We start from the raw sequence: 16,989 nt of genomic DNA on the forward strand, positions 1-16,989 counted from the left end.
GATAGGATTATAGATGGATCAATTAGAGGTACTAGTATTATTAGATGTAGCAGGTTTAGAAGATAAAGAAAAATTTGAGAAACATGTTGTAAAAGAGGGTTTTATTGTAGTTGAAGAAGAAAATTTTGTATATACTGCAAAATCATCAACAACAACATTTTCTACAAAAGCATATATTTTAGAAGTATTTAAAAAAGGTTTACAAAAGCAAGATTTTCAAGGTGATGCAAATCTTATTTTTCTTTTAAACGAAACTCCTTATCCTGCTTATTATTATGATAAAAATACAAATGATTTTGAACTAGTTGAAGAGCCAAAAGAAGATAAATAGTGAATAATATTTATGAATTTTTAAAAAATTTAAGTGATGAGAAAAGATTAAAAGAATGTCAACTTTTAATAGTAAATGATGATAAACAAGCTCAAGAAGCTTCTGATATTGTCTCTTTTTTAGGATTTACTCCTTTTGTTTTATCTGATTTTAGAGCAAATTTTGGCGATGATTTATTGTCTTTTTCTACTGAGTTACAAGATATTACAAAAGCTTTAAATGGCTACTACTCTTATAAAAAACAAAATAAAATTTTAATTTCACCTATTAGAACAATATCTTTTCCTATGCCAAAAGAGAAATGTTTTGATTCTTTTGAAATAAATTTTGCTGATACTATAAATATAGAAGAGTTTAAAAATAAGCTTTTCAATTGGGGATACTATTTTGTGGATATTGTTACTTCAGAAGCAGAGGTTTCTATTCGTGGTGATATTATAGATATTTGTCCTTTGGGAAGTGAAACTGGTTTTAGAGTATCTCTTTTTGATGATGAGGTTGAAAGTATTCGTAAGTTTGATATTGAAGATCAAAAAAGTGAGAAAGAAGAGATTGAAAGTTTTAAAATAACTCCTGCTTTTTTAGCACTTGATGAATCATCTTTAGAAGAGATAAATGAACAAATAGAAACTGTAGAGTCTGATGCTTTCATAAAAGATATTCACTCTTTAGGGTTTTGGTATTTAAATGATTTAGGTGAATATTTACCTCATAATTTAAATTCATTTATTACAAAAGATGCTCTTGATGAATTAGATGAAGCATATGTTTTTGAAGATAAAAGAATTAACAAAGATAAATTTTTATCTACTCCTCAAGTTTTTAATGCAAAAGATTATAAAGAGATCGCCCCTGCAAATGTAAAAGAGTTTATCTCTTTTCATGAAGGTAAAAAAGTTACTATTATCTCTACTACTGAAGCAAAAGTAAAAGCCTATGATTTAGAGCTTAGTAATAAAAATATCAATTATGTATTTGAACCATATATTTTAAATCTAGTTAGTAACGATGAAGTAATAATTTCTTTAAATAAAGAGATAAAAAAGAAAAGAAAAAAGAAGATACGACTTGTTATTGATGAGTTGCAAGGTGGAGATTTTGTAGTACATGAAAAACATGGTATTGGTCAATATAAAGGAATAGAACCAGTTGTTGTAATGGGTGCAAAAAGAGATTTTGTAGTTGTTCTGTATGCTGGAGATGATAAACTTTTACTTCCTGTTGAAAATATTGATTTAATAGATAGATATGTAGCAGATGGAAGTTCATATGCTGTTGTGGATAAGCTTGGTAAAGGTTCATTTGCAAAACTTAAAGAGAAAGTAAAAGATAGATTATTTGCTATTGCAAATGATATTATTAAGCTAGCAGCGGCAAGAGAACTTGTAAATGGAATCAAAATAAATACAGATAAGAAAGTTTTGACAGATTTTAAATTAAATGCAGGATTTGATTATACAAAAGATCAATCTCGAAGTGTAAGAGAGATATTTGAAGATTTAAGCTCTGGGCGGGTTATGGATAGACTTCTATCTGGTGATGTTGGATTTGGAAAAACTGAAGTTGCTATGAATGCGCTTTTAGCAACTGTTTTAGATGGCTTTCAAGCATTATTTGTATGTCCTACTACTCTTTTAGCTTCTCAACACTATCATGGTATGCAAAAGAGATTTGAAGAGTATGGAATAAGGGTTGCAAAACTTGATGGAAAAACATCTACTAAAGAAAAAAATCAAATTAAAAAAGAGCTTGAGAATGGCGACTTACAACTTGTAATTGGAACACACTCTTTATTATCTGTGAAAACAAAAGATTTAGCTCTTGTTGTTATAGATGAAGAACATAAATTTGGTGTAAAACAAAAAGAAAAACTAAAAGAACTTAGAGATGATGTACATATTTTCTCTATGTCTGCAACACCAATTCCAAGAACATTAAACCTTGCTCTTTCAAAACTAAAAGGTATGAGTTCTTTATTAACTCCTCCAAGTGAAAGACTTGGTGTAAGAACTTATGTAAAAGAGTATAGTGATAAACTAATCAAAGAAGTTGTTCTAAGAGAAAAAAGAAGAGGTGGACAGCTTTTTTATGTACATAATAATATTGCTTCAATTGAAGCTAAAAAATATGATATAGAAGAGATAGTTCCAAATATCAAAATAGAGATAATACACTCTAAAATAAAACCAGCTGAGGCTGAAAAGATTATTGAAAGATTTGATAATAAAGAGTTTGATATTTTACTTGCAACATCAATTGTCGAATCAGGACTTCATCTACCAAATGCAAACTCTATTATAATTGATGGTGCTGATAGATTTGGTATTGCTGATTTACATCAACTTAGAGGTAGAGTAGGAAGAAGTGATAAAGAAGGATTCTGTTATTACGTAGTAGAAGATAAAAAACAGATAACTTCAGATGCTATTAAAAGACTTGTAGCTTTAGAATCAAATTCATACTTAGGAAGTGGAACTGCACTTGCTCACCAAGATTTAGAAATCAGGGGTGGTGGAAATATTATTGGTGAAGCTCAAAGTGGACATATTAAACAAATAGGTTATGGTCTATATCTTAAGATGTTAGAAGATGCCCTTGCATCTTTAAGTGGAGAAGAGAAAGAAGAGAGTAAAACAGTTGATATTAAACTTGCTATTTCAGCCTTTATTTCAAGTGATTATATTGTTGAAGATAGAGTAAGACTAGAACTTTATAGAAGACTTTCAAAATCTCATGATAAACAAGAAGTGTATGTAATAGAAGAAGAGATGGAAGATAGATTTGGAAAACCAGATATTCCTACAAAACAGTTTTTAGAGCTTATTATGATAAAAATTTTAGCTATAGCAAAAGGAATAAAAACTATAAGTTCTTATGAAATGAATGTTACTTTTACTAAATCTGATGATACAAAAGAGACTATAAAAAGTCCATCAAAAGATGATGATGATATTATTTCAACAACTTTAAAGTATTTGAGGAAATGATTTGTTATTTAATATTATAACTAATACTCCTATTTGGGTTTTTATACTTTTCTTCTTTTTACTATTTCTTGGTTTTCAGCAAACTAAAGATAAGAAAATTTCTTTAAAACGATTATTCATTTTACCTATAGCTATGCTTTTCTTATCATTTATAGGAGTTGTTTCTGTATTTGGAATAGATTTTTTAAGTATTAGTTTTTATTTGCTTAGTTTATTATTTGGTGTATATTTAAATAATTTATTAAAATTGCCATTAGATAGTAGATATATAGAAGAAGAGAATTTATTTTTTATAAAAGGAAGCTTTGTTCCTCTTTTTTTAATTATGTGTATATTTTTTACAAAATATTTTGTAGGAGTAGTTACTGCACGTGAGTTGATTTTTATAAATAGTATTTATTTTGTTTCTATAGTCTCTTTTTTATATGGGTTTTTTAGTGGTATGTTTTTTGGACGAATTTTTGTATTAAGAAAAATGTTGAATTAATTTTAAAAAATTAGGGAAAAGGTAAAAGATGGGATGTTCTTTTACCTTTAGGGAGGAGTCTAAAAATACTAACAACTACAAATCTCTAAAAATTTGTATTCGTTTACTTACGAATTGAAAGTATAATAAAGTAAAGTGTAGAAAAAGTGTGCTTTTACACCCTTTTAAAAAAAATTTATCTTTTTACTATTTTATTACTTCAAAATTAAAATAAACATCTAATCTATTATCATATAAAATAGTATATATATAAAAGGAAAAATATGAAAACTTTATATCCATATTTTAGTCAAAACCCCTTAAATAGACTCGACCAAATACGAACTAAGGATTTTGAAGTTGAAAAACTAAAAGAATCAAAGAATGCAAAGTTTCTATTATTTGATGGAAATGATATTATTGTAGATGAAGAAAATAAAATATGCTTATTTTCAAAAAATATGATTGATGAATACAATATTTCATACGAAAGTATAATTCTTTTGGGAGAATATGAGGATATTATATATTTCTCTGCAACATTGAAAGCTAATTTAAAAGATAGTTTATCAAAAATATCTTTACGAGATTTTGTAAATTTTGATTATATAGATGAAGAGAAGTTTGGAATATTAGCCCAAGGTGCATCAGTTCTAAATTGGCATGAGTCTCATCAATATTGTTCTTTTTGTGGAGATAGTACTGTTGTAGTAAATGCAGGTTGGAGAAGGGATTGTATTAAATGTAAAAAAGAGCATTTCCCAAGAGTTGATTCTGCTGTTATTATGTTAGTAACCTTTGGTGAGTATTGTTTACTTGGAAGAGGTGTAAACTTTAAAGAAGGAAGATATTCTTGTCTTGCTGGTTATGTTGAGTCTGGTGAAACTTTTGAAGGTGCAGCAAAAAGGGAACTTTTTGAGGAAGCTGGAATAGAAGCTTATGATGTAGAGTATTTATTCTCTCAACCTTGGCCTTTCCCTTCAACTTTGATGGTTGGAATGAGAATGAAAGCTAAATCTCAAGATCTGACACTTGACAAAAATGAAATAGCAGATGCTTTTTGGGTTCATAAAGATGAGGTTCGAGCAGTTTTAAATGGTAAAGAAGATTCTATTTTTTCTATTCCAAATAAAATTGCTATAGCAAGAAATTTATTAGAGGTTTGGATAGAAGAGTAAAATTAAAAATGAAAACTTTTAATCATTAAAAGTTTTCATAATATCTCTATAAGAGTTTCTTTTATATACCCCTAGTTGTTTCATATTTTTAGCAAAAAACTTTAACTCTTCTAGTGCAAGTTGTAATTTTTTTTCACTAGTATGCCCATCAATATCTATATGAAATTGAGTTGCTTTCATACTTCCTGGAAGGGAATAACTTTCTAGCTTTATTAAGTTAACTCCATTTGTAGCGAAACCACCTAAAGCTTTATATAAAGATGATGGAATATCTCTTACTTCAAAAACAAGTGATGTAATATATGATTCATTTTCTTCATATTCAGGTGTTAATATATCTTTTGAAAGAATAAGAAATCTAGTTGTATTTCCATGGTGGTCTCCAAAATCATTATCTAGAATATTTAAATCATATAATTCGGCTGACAAGCTTGATGCAATTGCACCATGAGCTTTGTCTCTCATTGAAGTTAACTCTTGTGCTGCACCTGCTGTGTCAAATTTTGCTACTGCTTCAATATTTCTATTTGTTATATTTACATGACATTGTGCAAGCGCTTGGGGATGAGATGAAACATATTTTATATCTGAAATTGATGAATCTTTTAATCCTAAAAGACAATGCTTAACTGGTTCAAAATGTTCATCTAAAATATTTAATTCCATCTTAGGAATAAGTCTATATATCTCTTCAACTCTACCTGCTGTAGAGTTTTCAACTGGTATCATAGCAAGGTGAGCTTCATCTTTTTCCACTAAAGACATTGCTTCTTGGAAAGTTTCACAAGCAATTGAATCAGAATCTGGAAATACATTATTGCATGCTAAATGGGAGTAAGCACCTCTCACACCTTGGTATGCTATAGTTTTTTTATTCATTTGTAACCTTAGTTAAAATTTGCGTATTTTACAATATGCAAGGTTAAAACTTTAGTGCTTAATTCTAATTAAGTTAATTTTGTTTTATTTTTTATAACATCTTACATAAAACTTATCAACCATAAGCTCTCTGTTAAATGCTCCTGATTTAAAGTTTATAACAATTGCTTCAGTACTAGTTCCATGTCCAAACTTTTTCCCACTCCAGTAGTTGTCATTTACAAAATTTTTGAATTTTTCTGATAGTGTTGGATTATATACTTTTGGATTAACTATTGAAAACAATTCTAAAAATCCAGGTAGTTCCCATCCTGTTATATTATCAACTGTAAGGTTTTTACAATATTTTGAAGCATCATGAAAACTCATTTTTTCAGTTTTTACTGCTTCATCATCCTGCCATAGGAAGTTTGTTTTTGTATCTTTAATAATGTTTTCACTTTCATTTATTAATTCTGCATTTGCAAAAGTAAGAAAAACTGTGAAAATTAGAGTTGTGATTAGTTTCATTAAATACCCTTATAATAAAAATTTGATTTTATTATATCAGTTTTTTTTCTTAAAAAATTGATTATTATCATGTATTTAACAATCACTAAACACTAATTATCTAAAATTTAAAAAATGATAACTTAGGATAAAACTATGAAATTAAAATATATAATCTTAACTCTTTTTTTGACATTGAGTTTAAATGCAAGAGGTATTGAAGGACAAAAAGCACCAAGTTTTGGAGTTGATAAGTGGATTCAAACAAATGGGAAAGGCTCTTTAGATATAGGTGATTTCAAAGGAAAAGTTTTATATCTTTATGGTTTTCAATCATGGTGTCCAGGGTGTCATTCCCATGGGTTTCCCACATTAAAAACTTTATCAAAATATTATGAAAATGACAAAGATGTAGCTTTTGTAGCAGTTCAAACAGTTTTTGAAGGTTTTTCTACAAATACTATAGATGCAGCAAAAAAGATAATAAAAGATTACGCTTTAACCATGCCAGTTGGACATAGTGGATTAAACAATAAAAGATCACAACTAATGATAAATTATAAAACAGGTGGAACCCCTTGGACTATTATTGTAGATAAAAAAGGAATTGTAAGATTTAATAATTTTCATTTAACAGTGGATGAATTAAAAATGATGATTGATGGCTTAAAAGAAGAGAGTTGATTTTATGAATAGTTTTTTTAAAAATAAAATTAATCAATCTTTTTATATGAGGATTCTAAAAGTTCTACTACTCTTTGTCATTATGAGTACAATAACAAATGCAAAAGAAAAATATACAAATGAACTGATAAAAGAAGATTCTCCTTACTTACAACAACATGCACACAATCCAGTAAATTGGATGGCATGGAACAAAAAGGCTTTTAAAAAAGCAAAAGAAGAAAATAAAATGATTTTTCTCTCTATTGGATATAGTACTTGTCATTGGTGTCATGTTATGGAAGAAGAGTCTTTTGAAAATGAAGAAGTTGCAAAGCTTTTAAATAAAAACTATATCTCGATAAAAGTAGATAGAGAAGAGATGCCCCATGTTGATAAATATTTTCAAAATGTTCATAATCTTGTAAATAGAAGAGCAGGAGGATGGCCTTTAACTATTATTTTAACTCCCCAAAGAAAAGCATTTTTTGCAGCTACTTATATCCCTGTAGAAAAAAATTATGGAAGAACTGGAATAAAAGAACTTCTTCGTGATATTCAATCTGGTTTTGAAAATGATAAAAAGAGAATATATGAAATTTCAAATAATATTGAAAGAATATTAGAAGAGAATAGAAGCTCCTCTTATGAAAAAAAAGATTTAAACATCTCTTTGGTAAATCAGTTTGTAAAAGAAATTGATAATTCTTTTGACCATGAAAACCATGGAATAGGTGAACGTCCAAAATTCCCCCATGCATCAACAACTGAAACACTACTTGATATATATAAAGTTTTTAAAGATGAAAAGGCTTTAGAATTAGCTACTAAAATGTTAAAAGCCATGGCAAATGGCGGGATAAATGACCAAATAGAAGGCGGATTTTATAGATATAGTGTAGATGAAAAATGGATGATACCTCATTTTGAAAAGATGTTATATACAAATGCAGAACTTCTTAGCTCATATTCCAAAGCGTATATTATTACAAAAGATGAGTTTTATAAAAATGTTGTAGATGGAATAATCTCTTTTACTAAAAAAAGATTTGAAGATCAAAATCTTTTATATAGTGCAAGTGATGCAGATAGTTTAGTAGGAAATGAAAAAGAAGAGGGTGCTTATTTTGTATTTTCATATGATGAGGTAGCAGATTTTTTAAAGAAAAAAAATTATTCTTCAAATGAAATAGAAGAGATTATTGAATATTTTAATATAACTTTTGAAGGTAATTTTGAAAATGGATTAAATAATCCATATTTATCAAAAGATACATTTCTCAAAAACTTAGAAAAAATAAAAAAAGATTTGACAGAGTTACGTTCTTTTAAGCCTTATCCTTTTATAGACAATAAAATTTTAACATCATGGAATGCTATGTATATTTCTGCTTTATTTGAAGCAGGGAAAATAGATAAAAAAAATAGTGAAAATGCAATCAAACTTTTAGATGAAGTTCTAAAAAAACTTTATGTAAAAGATATTTTATACCATCAAAGATTAGTACATAAAAAACCAAAAGTAAAAGCTCTATTTGAAGACTATTCATTTTTAATTTCTGCACTTTTAAAAGCTTATGATTTTTCTTTAGATAAAAAATATTTAGCTTTAGCTTCGAAATTTAACAAAGAGGCAATTAATAAGTTTTATAAACAGAAGAATTGGCTTATGAGTGATGGTGAGTTTAAGTCCCATGCAGATGTTTATGATAGTGCATATAAAAGTTCATTATCTTTAATGATAGATAATATTCTAAAAATAGCTTTATTAACTGATGATTTAGAACTTCAAAATTTAGCTAAAAAATCTTTAGATAATAACTCTTATGTTTTATCTTCAAGACCAAGTAGTTCTGTATGGTTATTAAGAACTTACCTAGCATATCAAAAAGGTTATATATCTTTAAAAGCTACAAAAGAGATGTTATCAAATAAAGAGTATATAAATTATCCTTTTTTATTAAAAAAGCTTGATAATCAAAAAAAATATTTAGCTTGTAAAATTGGAATATGTTTTTCTTATAGTGAAGATTTTACTGAAATAATAAAAGAAATAAAAAAGAATATAGAAAAATAGAGTTTATTTAAACTCTATTTTTTATAATTTAGTTTTTTAGCTTTCGATTCCTAATATATCTTCAATTAGACCAAAATACCAACCTTCGGCAGCGTCAGCTGTGAAAGTATCAATATCAGAAGTAATAGATGTTACATGAACCTTATCTGTAAATTTATATAAGTGACTAATTGATACAGCTTTATTTTCTGATACCATTGAGTAACAAACATTTCCAGGTAGATATGTTTTGTATTTATATCCTTCTCCTTTAATTCTATTTACTAATTCTTCTGCAACTAAATAAGCACATGAGTTAGCCATTTGCGCAGACTTGGGATAAGGATACTCTCCTTGTGAATCACCAATAATATAAACATCTTCATGTGAAATTGATCTAAAAGTTGGTTGTCTAAGTTTTGCCCAACCATTTACATAGGTTTCTAGACCTGCTTTTTTTATTAATTTATTTGCGGTATTTGGCGGAATAATAGATGCTTCTTCAAAAGGTAAAGTAATTTTCTCAAATACTAAAGTTTTTTTATTGAAACTTTCAATATAAATCTCTTTTTTATCAAAGTCTACATCTTTGAATTTTGTATTTGATTTATATTCAATAATATCTTTATGAATTTCATTAAAGGTTTGAGTAAATCTTTCAGGCTTTGCAGCAGGCTTAACTCTAGGGTCAATTATAATTACTTTTCCATCTATTTTATTTTTCTTAAAATATGTTGCAATCATACAAGCTCTTTCATATGGTGCAGGGGGACATTTATAAGCTTGTGATGGAATAGATATTACAAAATTTCCACCTTTAAAGTTTTTAATCATACGTTTTAGTTTAAGGTGTTCACTTCCAGGTTTTAATCCAGGAGGAGCTTTAACTTCACACTCTTTTGCTTTTTTTATATCTCGTCTAAATAGTTTTTTATAGTTATAATCAATACCTACTGCCATAATTAGATATTCATATTCAATAGTTCCTTGCTCTGTAGTAATGATTTTTTTATCTTTATCAATATCGCTAATAGTTGCATTTATAAAATTGTATTTATATTTTTCAATAGCGCTGTTATAATCATAATTCAAATCTTCATATGAAATATTTCTAACTTCACCTAACCATGCATTTGAAAATGGACAAGATGAAAAGTTTACTCTTTTTTCTATAACTGTTACATCTAAATTTGGATTTAATGTTTTTAATTGTTTTGCACAAGAAAGTCCTGCAAACCCTCCACCACAAATTGCAATTTTTGTTTTAGTTGATTTACTATTTGTTTTTGCATTTGAAACTGCTTTTACAGAGGTAAGAGATGCTGCTGTTAAAATAGAGAGTTTAAAAAAGTCACGTCTAATCATAATAAACCTTTTATTTTTTTACTATTGTAGCAAAAAAATCTTTTCAAGTTAAATAAAATTTATATTAATAATAAGTTTTTGTTATGTCAATCTTTTTTACTCATTAATATAGCGTTAAGAAAAGATTTAAAAATGATTAAAAGCCTCATGTCATAATTTCACTGTAACAAATAAAAAAGGATTGAAAATGAAAACAAAAGTATTAGTAGGAATCGGATTAACAGGATTATTAGTAACAGGAGCTTATGCAGCTTATAATAATCAAGGAATGAAACAAGGTGCAAATTGCAATATGCAAGGAGCAAAAAAAATGATGATGCAAAAAGGGTATAAAAAGGGACAACATGGACCAATGGCTTTATTAAAAAAGCTAAACTTGACACCAGAACAAACTAAACAAATTCAAACTATCAAGAAAGATATGATGAAAAATAAAATTACTCCTGATGTAGCATTTACAAAAGATGGTTTTAATAAAGCAAAATTTATTGAAATAATGAAACAAAAAAGAGAGAATATGATAGAATCTAAAGCAGAAATGATTGATAGAGTTTATAAGATTCTAACACCAAAACAAAAAGAGCAATTCAAAGTTTTAATGGAACTTAAAAAAGAAAAAAGAATGGCTATGATGGAAAAAAGGATGAATTTTTGATTAAGATTGCGATGGTAGAAGATGATTTAGAATTAGCAGATGTTCTAACTCAATATTTAAAGCAATATAATATAGAAGTAACAAACTACGAAGAGCCTTTTTTGGCTCTTAGTAGTTTAAAACTTTATAAGTATGATTTAATCATATTAGATTTAACTCTCCCTGGAATGGATGGTCTTGATGTGTGTAAGGCTATTGTAAAAGATTTTGATATTCCAATTATTATTTCAAGTGCAAGAAGTGATATAACAGACAAAGTCACAGCTTTACAACTTGGAGCTGATGATTACTTACCTAAACCATATGACCCAAGAGAATTAGAAGTAAGAATTAAAACTATTTTAAGAAGATTTAACCATAATGGAATAGAAGAAAAAAATGAAAAAGAATCTCTTTTTAAACTAAATGGTGATAAAAAAGAGATAACAAAAAATGGAAAGTATATTAAGTTAACAGCTGCTGAGTATGAAGTCTTATCTTTGATGTTAAAAAGAGAAGGTTTTGTAATAAGTAGAGAAGATATATTTGAAAACTCTGATTTACTGAATTCTGATTATGAAAATTCAGGTTCATTAGCTGTTATAATTAATAGAATAAGACATAAGATTGAAGATAATCCAAAAGAACCTAGTTATCTTCATACAATAAGAGGAATGGGGTATAAATTTACAAATGAATAGACAATCAATATTTTTCACAATAACAGTAAGTTTTATAATATCAATTATCTTAGTAATAATTAGTTTTGGAATAATGATGTTTGGAAGTCAAAAAAAGATGGAACATCATCTTTTAGAAAAATATACACCTGTTGCTAAAATGATTTATAGACAACACTTTAGAAAAGGTGGTGTTAATAAAAAGTTCAAAGAAAATTTCACAGCTTTAAATTATGAATTATTTACTAGAAAAGGTCCAATTGATGGAATTACTTATAACCCAAAAACAAAAGTTATTGTAGAAAGAAGATTTAAAGATTCATTACTAAGAGTTTTACAAGTAAATGATAGACAATTTATATATATTAAAAATAGAGGTAAAACTTTTTTAGTTGAAGATAAAAATGAAATTACAAAAAATTCTAAGATTTATATTGTTTTAGTCTTTGCAATTATATTAATTACCTTAATTCTATCGTTTATTGTAACTATAAAAAAACTTATGCCTCTTAAAGTTCTTAAAGATAAAGTAAGTAATTTAGGTGATGAGAATTTTGATTTTGAATGTTGTGATAGTAATAGTAAAGATGAAGTATCAATGCTTGGTATGGAGTTTAAAAAGACTGCAAAAAAATTAAAAGATATTAAAGAAGCTAGAAATGTATTTATTCGAAATATTATGCATGAGCTTAAAACTCCTATTACAAAGGGAAAATTTTTAACAGAAATCGAAAGAAATGAAGAAAATGATGAAAAATTAAAAGAAGTATTTATTCGTTTAGAATCATTGATTAATGAATTTGCTTCTATTGAAGAGCTTATCTCTTCAAGTAAAAATATTGAAAAAAACTATTATTTTTTAGATGATATCTTAGATAATGCAAAAGATATTTTGATGGTAGAAGAAGATGAGGTAGTAGGTCATTTTGAAAATAAAAAACTGGAAGTAAATTTCAAACTATTTTCAATTGCAGTTAAAAATCTTATTGATAATGCAATTAAATATTCTCCTGATAAAAAAGTTGAAATAAAAACAGAAAATCAAGATATTATATTTGAAAATAGAGGTAAAGAATTAAAATATGATTTAGAAAGATATTATGAGCCATTTTTTGCAAATGAAGAAAAAATAGAAAATTCTTTTGGCTTAGGATTATATATTATTCATAACATTTTAAAAGCAAATAATTACTCTTTATCATATGAATACAAAAATGGTATAAATATATTCAGATGTAAAAAGGATGAAGAATAATCTACGATATTGCTGTTATAGGAGCAGGGGCCAGTGGTTTGATGTTCGCATCACGAGTTAAAAATAAAAAAATTTGTATAATTGAATCAAACTCTAAAATTGGTGAAAAAATAAAAGTTTCTGGTGGAGCAAAGTGCAATATCACAAACGAAAAAGTAAGTGAAAAAAACTATTTAGGAAATCAAGAATTTACAAAAAATACTCTAGAAGGTTTTTCAAATAAAGATTTATTAAATTTTTTAAATGAAAATGGGGTTTATCCAAAAGTAAATCCTAAGATTGTAAAAGGAACGTATTTTTGTAATAGTTCCAAAGAAGTAATATCTATGTTTGAAAAGCTTACTACTCATACAAAAAAGTTTTTAAATACAAAAGTATTAGATATAGAATATAAAAATTTCTTCAAAATAAAAACAGATAAACAAACAATAGAAGCAAAAAAAGTTGTAGTAGCAAGTGGTGGATTATCTTATGTATCATTAGGAGCTTCATCTATAGCTTATGATATTGCTTCTAAATTTGGACATACAATAGAAAAAACAAAACCTGCACTTGTAGGTTTTACAGTACAAAAAGACCAATTTTGGTTTAAAAATTTAAGTGGTTTATCTTGTATGGTTGAAACTAAAGTAGGAGATAAAACTTTTGAAGGATCATTACTCTTTGCACATAAAGGTTGCTCTGGCCCTGTTATTTTAAACTCTTCTCTTTATTGGCAAAAAGGAAAAATGAGTATTGATTTTATTCCAAAGAAAAAATTTGAAAACTTTTTAAAAGGAAATAAAAAGATAAGTACAGCTTTCCCTCTTCCTAAAAGATTTATGATAGAGTTTTTAAATTCAATCTGCTTAGAAGATAAACCTGTTAGTTCTTTATTAAATGAAGAAAAAGAGAAATTAAAAGTTTTAAAAAATTATGAGTTTTCTCCTGCAGGAACTTTTGGATATACAAAAGCAGAAGTCACAAGTGGTGGAATAAATTCAGACGAAATAAATCAAGAAACTTTTGAAAGTTTAAAACAGAAAGATTTATATTTTTTAGGTGAGTGTCTAGATATAACTGGTGAATTAGGTGGATACAATTTTCAGCTCTATTTTGCACAAGGTTTTGTTTGTGCAAAAGGCTTAGCTTAGTGTGTTTAATTATCTCTGTTATTTGTTTTGCTCTTGCTTACAATTTTTATGAAGCAGGAGATATAAGTATCGCAATCATAAATTTGATAATTGCAATTTTCTTTGCTTTACTTATGTTAAGAAATATTTTGAAGACTAAAAAAGAGAGAAAAGAAAGTAAACCCTAATCATACACTAGATACAATTCGATTTATAACAAGAGTAACTCGTTACTCTCTTTAGAGTTTTGCTACTTTTAAGAGGATTTTATATCCTCTGATAAAAAGTAGACATAAAATATATTGGTCCCTTAAAAAATGGGACATTTTTTAAGGAACATAGTTGAGAATCGCATTTATTGGAGATATTGTTGGTCGTCCTGGCCGAAAAATCATAAAAGAAAACCTATCTAAAATTAGAGTAGAATATAACATTGATTTTGTAATTGCAAATGGTGAAAATGCAAGTCATGGTTTTGGACTGACAACAAAAAATTGTGATGAACTTTTAAAAGCAGGAATAGATGTAATAACAGGTGGAAATCACTCTTTTGATAAAAAAAGAGAGATGTTTGCACTTTTAGAAACGGAAAATGTATTAAGACCAGATAATTATCCTGCTGGAATTCCAGGTTCTGGATTAAAAATATTTGAAGTTGGTTCTGAAAAATTAGCTGTAATAAATTTAATGGGACAGTTTGCAATGCCAACAGTTGAAAACCCTTTTAACTGGGCTAGAAAACTTGTAGATGAATTAAAAGAACAAGATATTAAAAATATATTTATTGATTTTCATGCAGAAGCAACAAGTGAAAAAAGAGTTATTTTTATGATGTTAAAAGGTGAAGTAAGTTCTATTTGTGGTACTCATACCCATGTTGGAACAGATGATTTACAAATTATGGATGGAACTTCATATTTAACTGATATTGGACTTACTGGTTGTAGAGATAATGTAATTGGAATGGATAAAAAAGTTCCAATTGCTAAAGCTACTACTGGATTAGGTGGACATTTTGAAGTTCCAAATGCATGTAAATCTATTCTTCAAATAATGGTTACAGATATTGAAGAAGGTCGAGCAGTAAATAGTTTTAAATTAAAAAAACTTTGTAATAAACAAGAACTTATAAAAACAGATGCAATTGCCGACTAATATTTCTAATAGCTATGAGCTTTTAGAATTTTTAAAAAATCAAAATCTACTTGAAGGTCATCCTGAGTTTTGGTGGTCAAGTGCAAGTGATTTTGAAATTTTAATTGGTGCAATATTAACTCAAAATACAAAATGGACAAATGTTGAAAAATCTTTAGAAAACTTACGAAAACTTGATTTATTATCTTTTCAAAAATTAATAGATATTGACTTAGAAGTTTTGATTTTAGCAATTACTCCTAGTGGGTTTAAAAATCAAAAAGCAGTAAGATTAAAACAGTTAGCAAAAAATATAATTGATGAATTTATAACTTTTGAAAACTTTTGTGAAAATGTATCAAAAGAGTGGTTGTTAGAACAAAAAGGTATTGGACTTGAAACTGCTGATGCAATTTTGTGTTATGCTTGCCATCAAGAGTTTATGGTAGTTGATAAATATACACAAAGGTTAGTAAAACACTTTGGATTTGAGTTTGAGAACTATGAAGATTTACAAGCTTGGTGTGAATATGGAATTAATGAAAACTTCGATAAAATATCTAAACTTTATGGGTTTGAAATATCTTTAAACAAACTTTATTGTAGATTCCACGGTAAGATTATCGAATTTATGAAGAGTAATAAACTATGAGTATCATGAGGGTTAAGAAATGATAATTATTCCACAAACAAAAGGTGGTGTTGGTAAATCAACTGTTGCAATGCAAGTAATTGCTCCATACCTATTTAAAAAACATGGTAAAAAAGTAACTTACATTGAAATTGATGATGAAAACAATGATAGTCAATCTTTTACAAGAACTGAAATTTGTGATAAGAGAATGCTAGGAACTAATAGACTTACGGAACTTGATGAACTTATTTTAATGGATGATAACCATGAAATAATTGTTGATGTTGGTGGAAATAAAACTTCATCTTTAGTTCTTGAAGAGATAAAAAAAGTTGGTTCATTTGGAAATGTTAAGTGGATTATCCCTTTAGGTGATGGTGAACTTGATGGAAAAAATGCAATAGCAACTATGAAAAAAATCAAAAAAATAGAACAAAATCCAGAAGAAAACATTTTATTTGCTCTAAATCGTGCTATTTCTATGGAACCAGAATATATAGAAGAACAATTTATTAACTTTTTTGGACATAAATATTTAGATAGTAATTCTGTACTTTGTGATTTTGTAAAAGACCCAAAATATTTTGCCGTGAAAAATGATAAAGTTATCACAATGAGTAGATATCTTGGAAGTACTGTTTGGGAAATGGCATATAACAACACTGATTTTGCTAAAAAAGCTATGAAAGCAAAAGAACTTGGTGATTTAGAAAGTGCTAGGAAGTTTCTGTTTTTTAGAAGAATTCAAACAGAAGCAAAAGATTATGTTTTAGGTACTTTAAATAAAATATTTTATGACTTAGACCAATGGCTAGATATTAAAAAATGAGTGATATGACTTTTAAAGAAGCAAAAGATATTGTAGAAAGACTTGAACTAGCTGACCTTAGTTTACGTAATTCGTTTGATAATATTGATTATGCAAGAAGAAATTTAGATGATTCACTAATAGAACAAAAAAAAGTATTAAAACAATTACCCGAAAAAGAGAGCAAAATAAAATATTTATATTTAATAATCATGTTAAATATAGGTTTTATTGGTGGTCTTTTTGTTGGTAAGTATTTATTATAAAAAGAAAAAGCTTTATTCTTAAAGCACTTTAGGATTTTCTCAAAGAGAGTTT

17 protein-coding genes are annotated in these 16,989 nt (G+C 27.2%); 14 read left to right on the forward strand and 3 right to left on the reverse strand.

Annotated elements, in window-relative coordinates; translation table 11 throughout:
• The first annotated feature begins 13 nt into the window (after nucleotides 1-13).
• From BT997_RS03380 to nudC, 4 genes are all read left to right on the forward strand, one after another.
• On the forward strand, nucleotides 14-331 hold the full coding sequence (locus BT997_RS03380; protein ID WP_072680030.1) for a hypothetical protein: 318 nt from the start codon (nucleotides 14-16) through the stop codon (nucleotides 329-331).
• Nucleotides 331-3,318: a transcription-repair coupling factor gene (gene mfd / locus BT997_RS03385; protein ID WP_072680031.1), complete on the forward strand. Its 2,988-nt coding sequence runs from the start codon at nucleotides 331-333 to the stop codon at nucleotides 3,316-3,318. The genes BT997_RS03380 and mfd overlap by 1 nt, the downstream gene beginning before the upstream one ends.
• A gap of 1 nt (nucleotide 3,319) precedes the next feature.
• The gene (locus BT997_RS03390; RefSeq protein ID WP_072680032.1) at nucleotides 3,320-3,805 is read left to right on the forward strand and encodes a DUF6622 family protein; all 486 of its coding nucleotides are present in this window, start codon (nucleotides 3,320-3,322) and stop codon (nucleotides 3,803-3,805) included.
• Nucleotides 3,806-4,068: 263 nt separating this feature from the next.
• Nucleotides 4,069-4,962: an NAD(+) diphosphatase gene (gene nudC, locus BT997_RS03395; protein WP_072680033.1), complete on the forward strand. Its 894-nt coding sequence runs from the start codon at nucleotides 4,069-4,071 to the stop codon at nucleotides 4,960-4,962.
• Between the two features lie 18 nt (nucleotides 4,963-4,980).
• Here nudC and BT997_RS03400 read toward each other — a convergent pair whose 3' ends face one another.
• The gene (locus BT997_RS03400; protein ID WP_072680034.1) at nucleotides 4,981-5,841 is read right to left on the reverse strand and encodes a prephenate dehydratase; all 861 of its coding nucleotides are present in this window, start codon (nucleotides 5,839-5,841) and stop codon (nucleotides 4,981-4,983) included.
• Nucleotides 5,842-5,925: 84 nt separating this feature from the next.
• Nucleotides 5,926-6,351, reverse strand: a complete 426-nt coding sequence (locus tag BT997_RS03405; RefSeq protein WP_072680035.1) for a DUF1566 domain-containing protein — start codon at nucleotides 6,349-6,351, stop codon at nucleotides 5,926-5,928.
• A gap of 135 nt (nucleotides 6,352-6,486) precedes the next feature.
• On the opposite strand from BT997_RS03405, the gene BT997_RS03410 reads away from it, so the two are divergent.
• Both BT997_RS03410 and BT997_RS03415 read left to right on the forward strand, forming a co-directional pair.
• On the forward strand, nucleotides 6,487-7,014 hold the full coding sequence (locus BT997_RS03410; RefSeq protein ID WP_083568423.1) for a TlpA disulfide reductase family protein: 528 nt from the start codon (nucleotides 6,487-6,489) through the stop codon (nucleotides 7,012-7,014).
• Between the two features lie 4 nt (nucleotides 7,015-7,018).
• On the forward strand, nucleotides 7,019-9,070 hold the full coding sequence (locus tag BT997_RS03415) for a thioredoxin domain-containing protein (protein WP_083568425.1): 2,052 nt from the start codon (nucleotides 7,019-7,021) through the stop codon (nucleotides 9,068-9,070).
• 36 nt (nucleotides 9,071-9,106) lie between these two features.
• Here BT997_RS03415 and BT997_RS03420 read toward each other — a convergent pair whose 3' ends face one another.
• Nucleotides 9,107-10,414, reverse strand: coding sequence for an FAD-dependent oxidoreductase (locus BT997_RS03420; protein WP_072680037.1), 1,308 nt, complete (start codon nucleotides 10,412-10,414; stop codon nucleotides 9,107-9,109).
• Between the two features lie 187 nt (nucleotides 10,415-10,601).
• On the opposite strand from BT997_RS03420, the gene BT997_RS03425 reads away from it, so the two are divergent.
• The 8 genes from BT997_RS03425 to BT997_RS03460 all read left to right on the forward strand — a co-directional run bounded on the left by BT997_RS03425 (nucleotide 10,602) and on the right by BT997_RS03460 (nucleotide 16,937).
• The gene (locus tag BT997_RS03425; RefSeq protein WP_072680038.1) at nucleotides 10,602-11,069 is read left to right on the forward strand and encodes a Spy/CpxP family protein refolding chaperone; all 468 of its coding nucleotides are present in this window, start codon (nucleotides 10,602-10,604) and stop codon (nucleotides 11,067-11,069) included.
• Nucleotides 11,066-11,749, forward strand: coding sequence for a response regulator transcription factor (locus tag BT997_RS03430; protein ID WP_072680039.1), 684 nt, complete (start codon nucleotides 11,066-11,068; stop codon nucleotides 11,747-11,749). Before BT997_RS03425 ends, BT997_RS03430 begins: the two co-directional genes overlap by 4 nt.
• The gene (locus BT997_RS03435) at nucleotides 11,742-12,983 is read left to right on the forward strand and encodes an ArsS family sensor histidine kinase (protein ID WP_072680040.1); all 1,242 of its coding nucleotides are present in this window, start codon (nucleotides 11,742-11,744) and stop codon (nucleotides 12,981-12,983) included. The genes BT997_RS03430 and BT997_RS03435 overlap by 8 nt, the downstream gene beginning before the upstream one ends.
• Nucleotides 12,984-12,991: 8 nt before the next feature.
• Nucleotides 12,992-14,116, forward strand: coding sequence for an NAD(P)/FAD-dependent oxidoreductase (locus BT997_RS03440; protein ID WP_375537749.1), 1,125 nt, complete (start codon nucleotides 12,992-12,994; stop codon nucleotides 14,114-14,116).
• Nucleotides 14,117-14,437: 321 nt separating this feature from the next.
• Nucleotides 14,438-15,250, forward strand: a complete 813-nt coding sequence (locus tag BT997_RS03445; protein WP_072680042.1) for a TIGR00282 family metallophosphoesterase — start codon at nucleotides 14,438-14,440, stop codon at nucleotides 15,248-15,250.
• A gap of 1 nt (nucleotide 15,251) precedes the next feature.
• Complete coding sequence (locus tag BT997_RS03450; RefSeq protein ID WP_258239416.1) at nucleotides 15,252-15,881, forward strand: 3-methyladenine DNA glycosylase; 630 nt, start codon at nucleotides 15,252-15,254, stop codon at nucleotides 15,879-15,881.
• 19 nt (nucleotides 15,882-15,900) lie between these two features.
• Nucleotides 15,901-16,692 carry an AAA family ATPase gene (locus BT997_RS03455; RefSeq protein WP_072680044.1) on the forward strand — a complete coding sequence of 264 codons (792 nt, stop codon included), beginning with the start codon at nucleotides 15,901-15,903 and terminating at the stop codon, nucleotides 16,690-16,692.
• 5 nt (nucleotides 16,693-16,697) lie between these two features.
• A complete protein-coding gene (locus BT997_RS03460; protein ID WP_143145150.1) occupies nucleotides 16,698-16,937 on the forward strand; it encodes a hypothetical protein in 240 nt (79 codons plus the stop codon).
• The last annotated feature ends 52 nt before the right edge of the window (nucleotides 16,938-16,989 follow it).

Source organism: Arcobacter sp. LA11, assembly GCF_001895145.1.
Classification (GTDB): domain Bacteria; phylum Campylobacterota; class Campylobacteria; order Campylobacterales; family Arcobacteraceae; genus Halarcobacter.

Bases quoted from the DNA above. Each gene is read 5' to 3' on its own strand.
- BT997_RS03380 (WP_072680030.1), top strand. From the start codon at position 14: ATGGATCAATTAGAGGTACTAGTATTATTAGATGTAGCAGGTTTAGAA.
- nudC (WP_072680033.1), top strand. From the start codon at position 4,069: ATGAAAACTTTATATCCATATTTTAGTCAAAACCCCTTAAATAGACTC.
- BT997_RS03400 (WP_072680034.1), bottom strand. From the start codon at position 5,841: ATGAATAAAAAAACTATAGCATACCAAGGTGTGAGAGGTGCTTACTCC.
- BT997_RS03405 (WP_072680035.1), bottom strand. From the start codon at position 6,351: ATGAAACTAATCACAACTCTAATTTTCACAGTTTTTCTTACTTTTGCA.
- BT997_RS03410 (WP_083568423.1), top strand. From the start codon at position 6,487: ATGAAATTAAAATATATAATCTTAACTCTTTTTTTGACATTGAGTTTA.
- BT997_RS03415 (WP_083568425.1), top strand. From the start codon at position 7,019: ATGAATAGTTTTTTTAAAAATAAAATTAATCAATCTTTTTATATGAGG.
- BT997_RS03420 (WP_072680037.1), bottom strand. From the start codon at position 10,414: ATGATTAGACGTGACTTTTTTAAACTCTCTATTTTAACAGCAGCATCT.
- BT997_RS03425 (WP_072680038.1), top strand. From the start codon at position 10,602: ATGAAAACAAAAGTATTAGTAGGAATCGGATTAACAGGATTATTAGTA.
- BT997_RS03435 (WP_072680040.1), top strand. From the start codon at position 11,742: ATGAATAGACAATCAATATTTTTCACAATAACAGTAAGTTTTATAATA.
- BT997_RS03455 (WP_072680044.1), top strand. From the start codon at position 15,901: ATGATAATTATTCCACAAACAAAAGGTGGTGTTGGTAAATCAACTGTT.
- BT997_RS03460 (WP_143145150.1), top strand. From the start codon at position 16,698: ATGACTTTTAAAGAAGCAAAAGATATTGTAGAAAGACTTGAACTAGCT.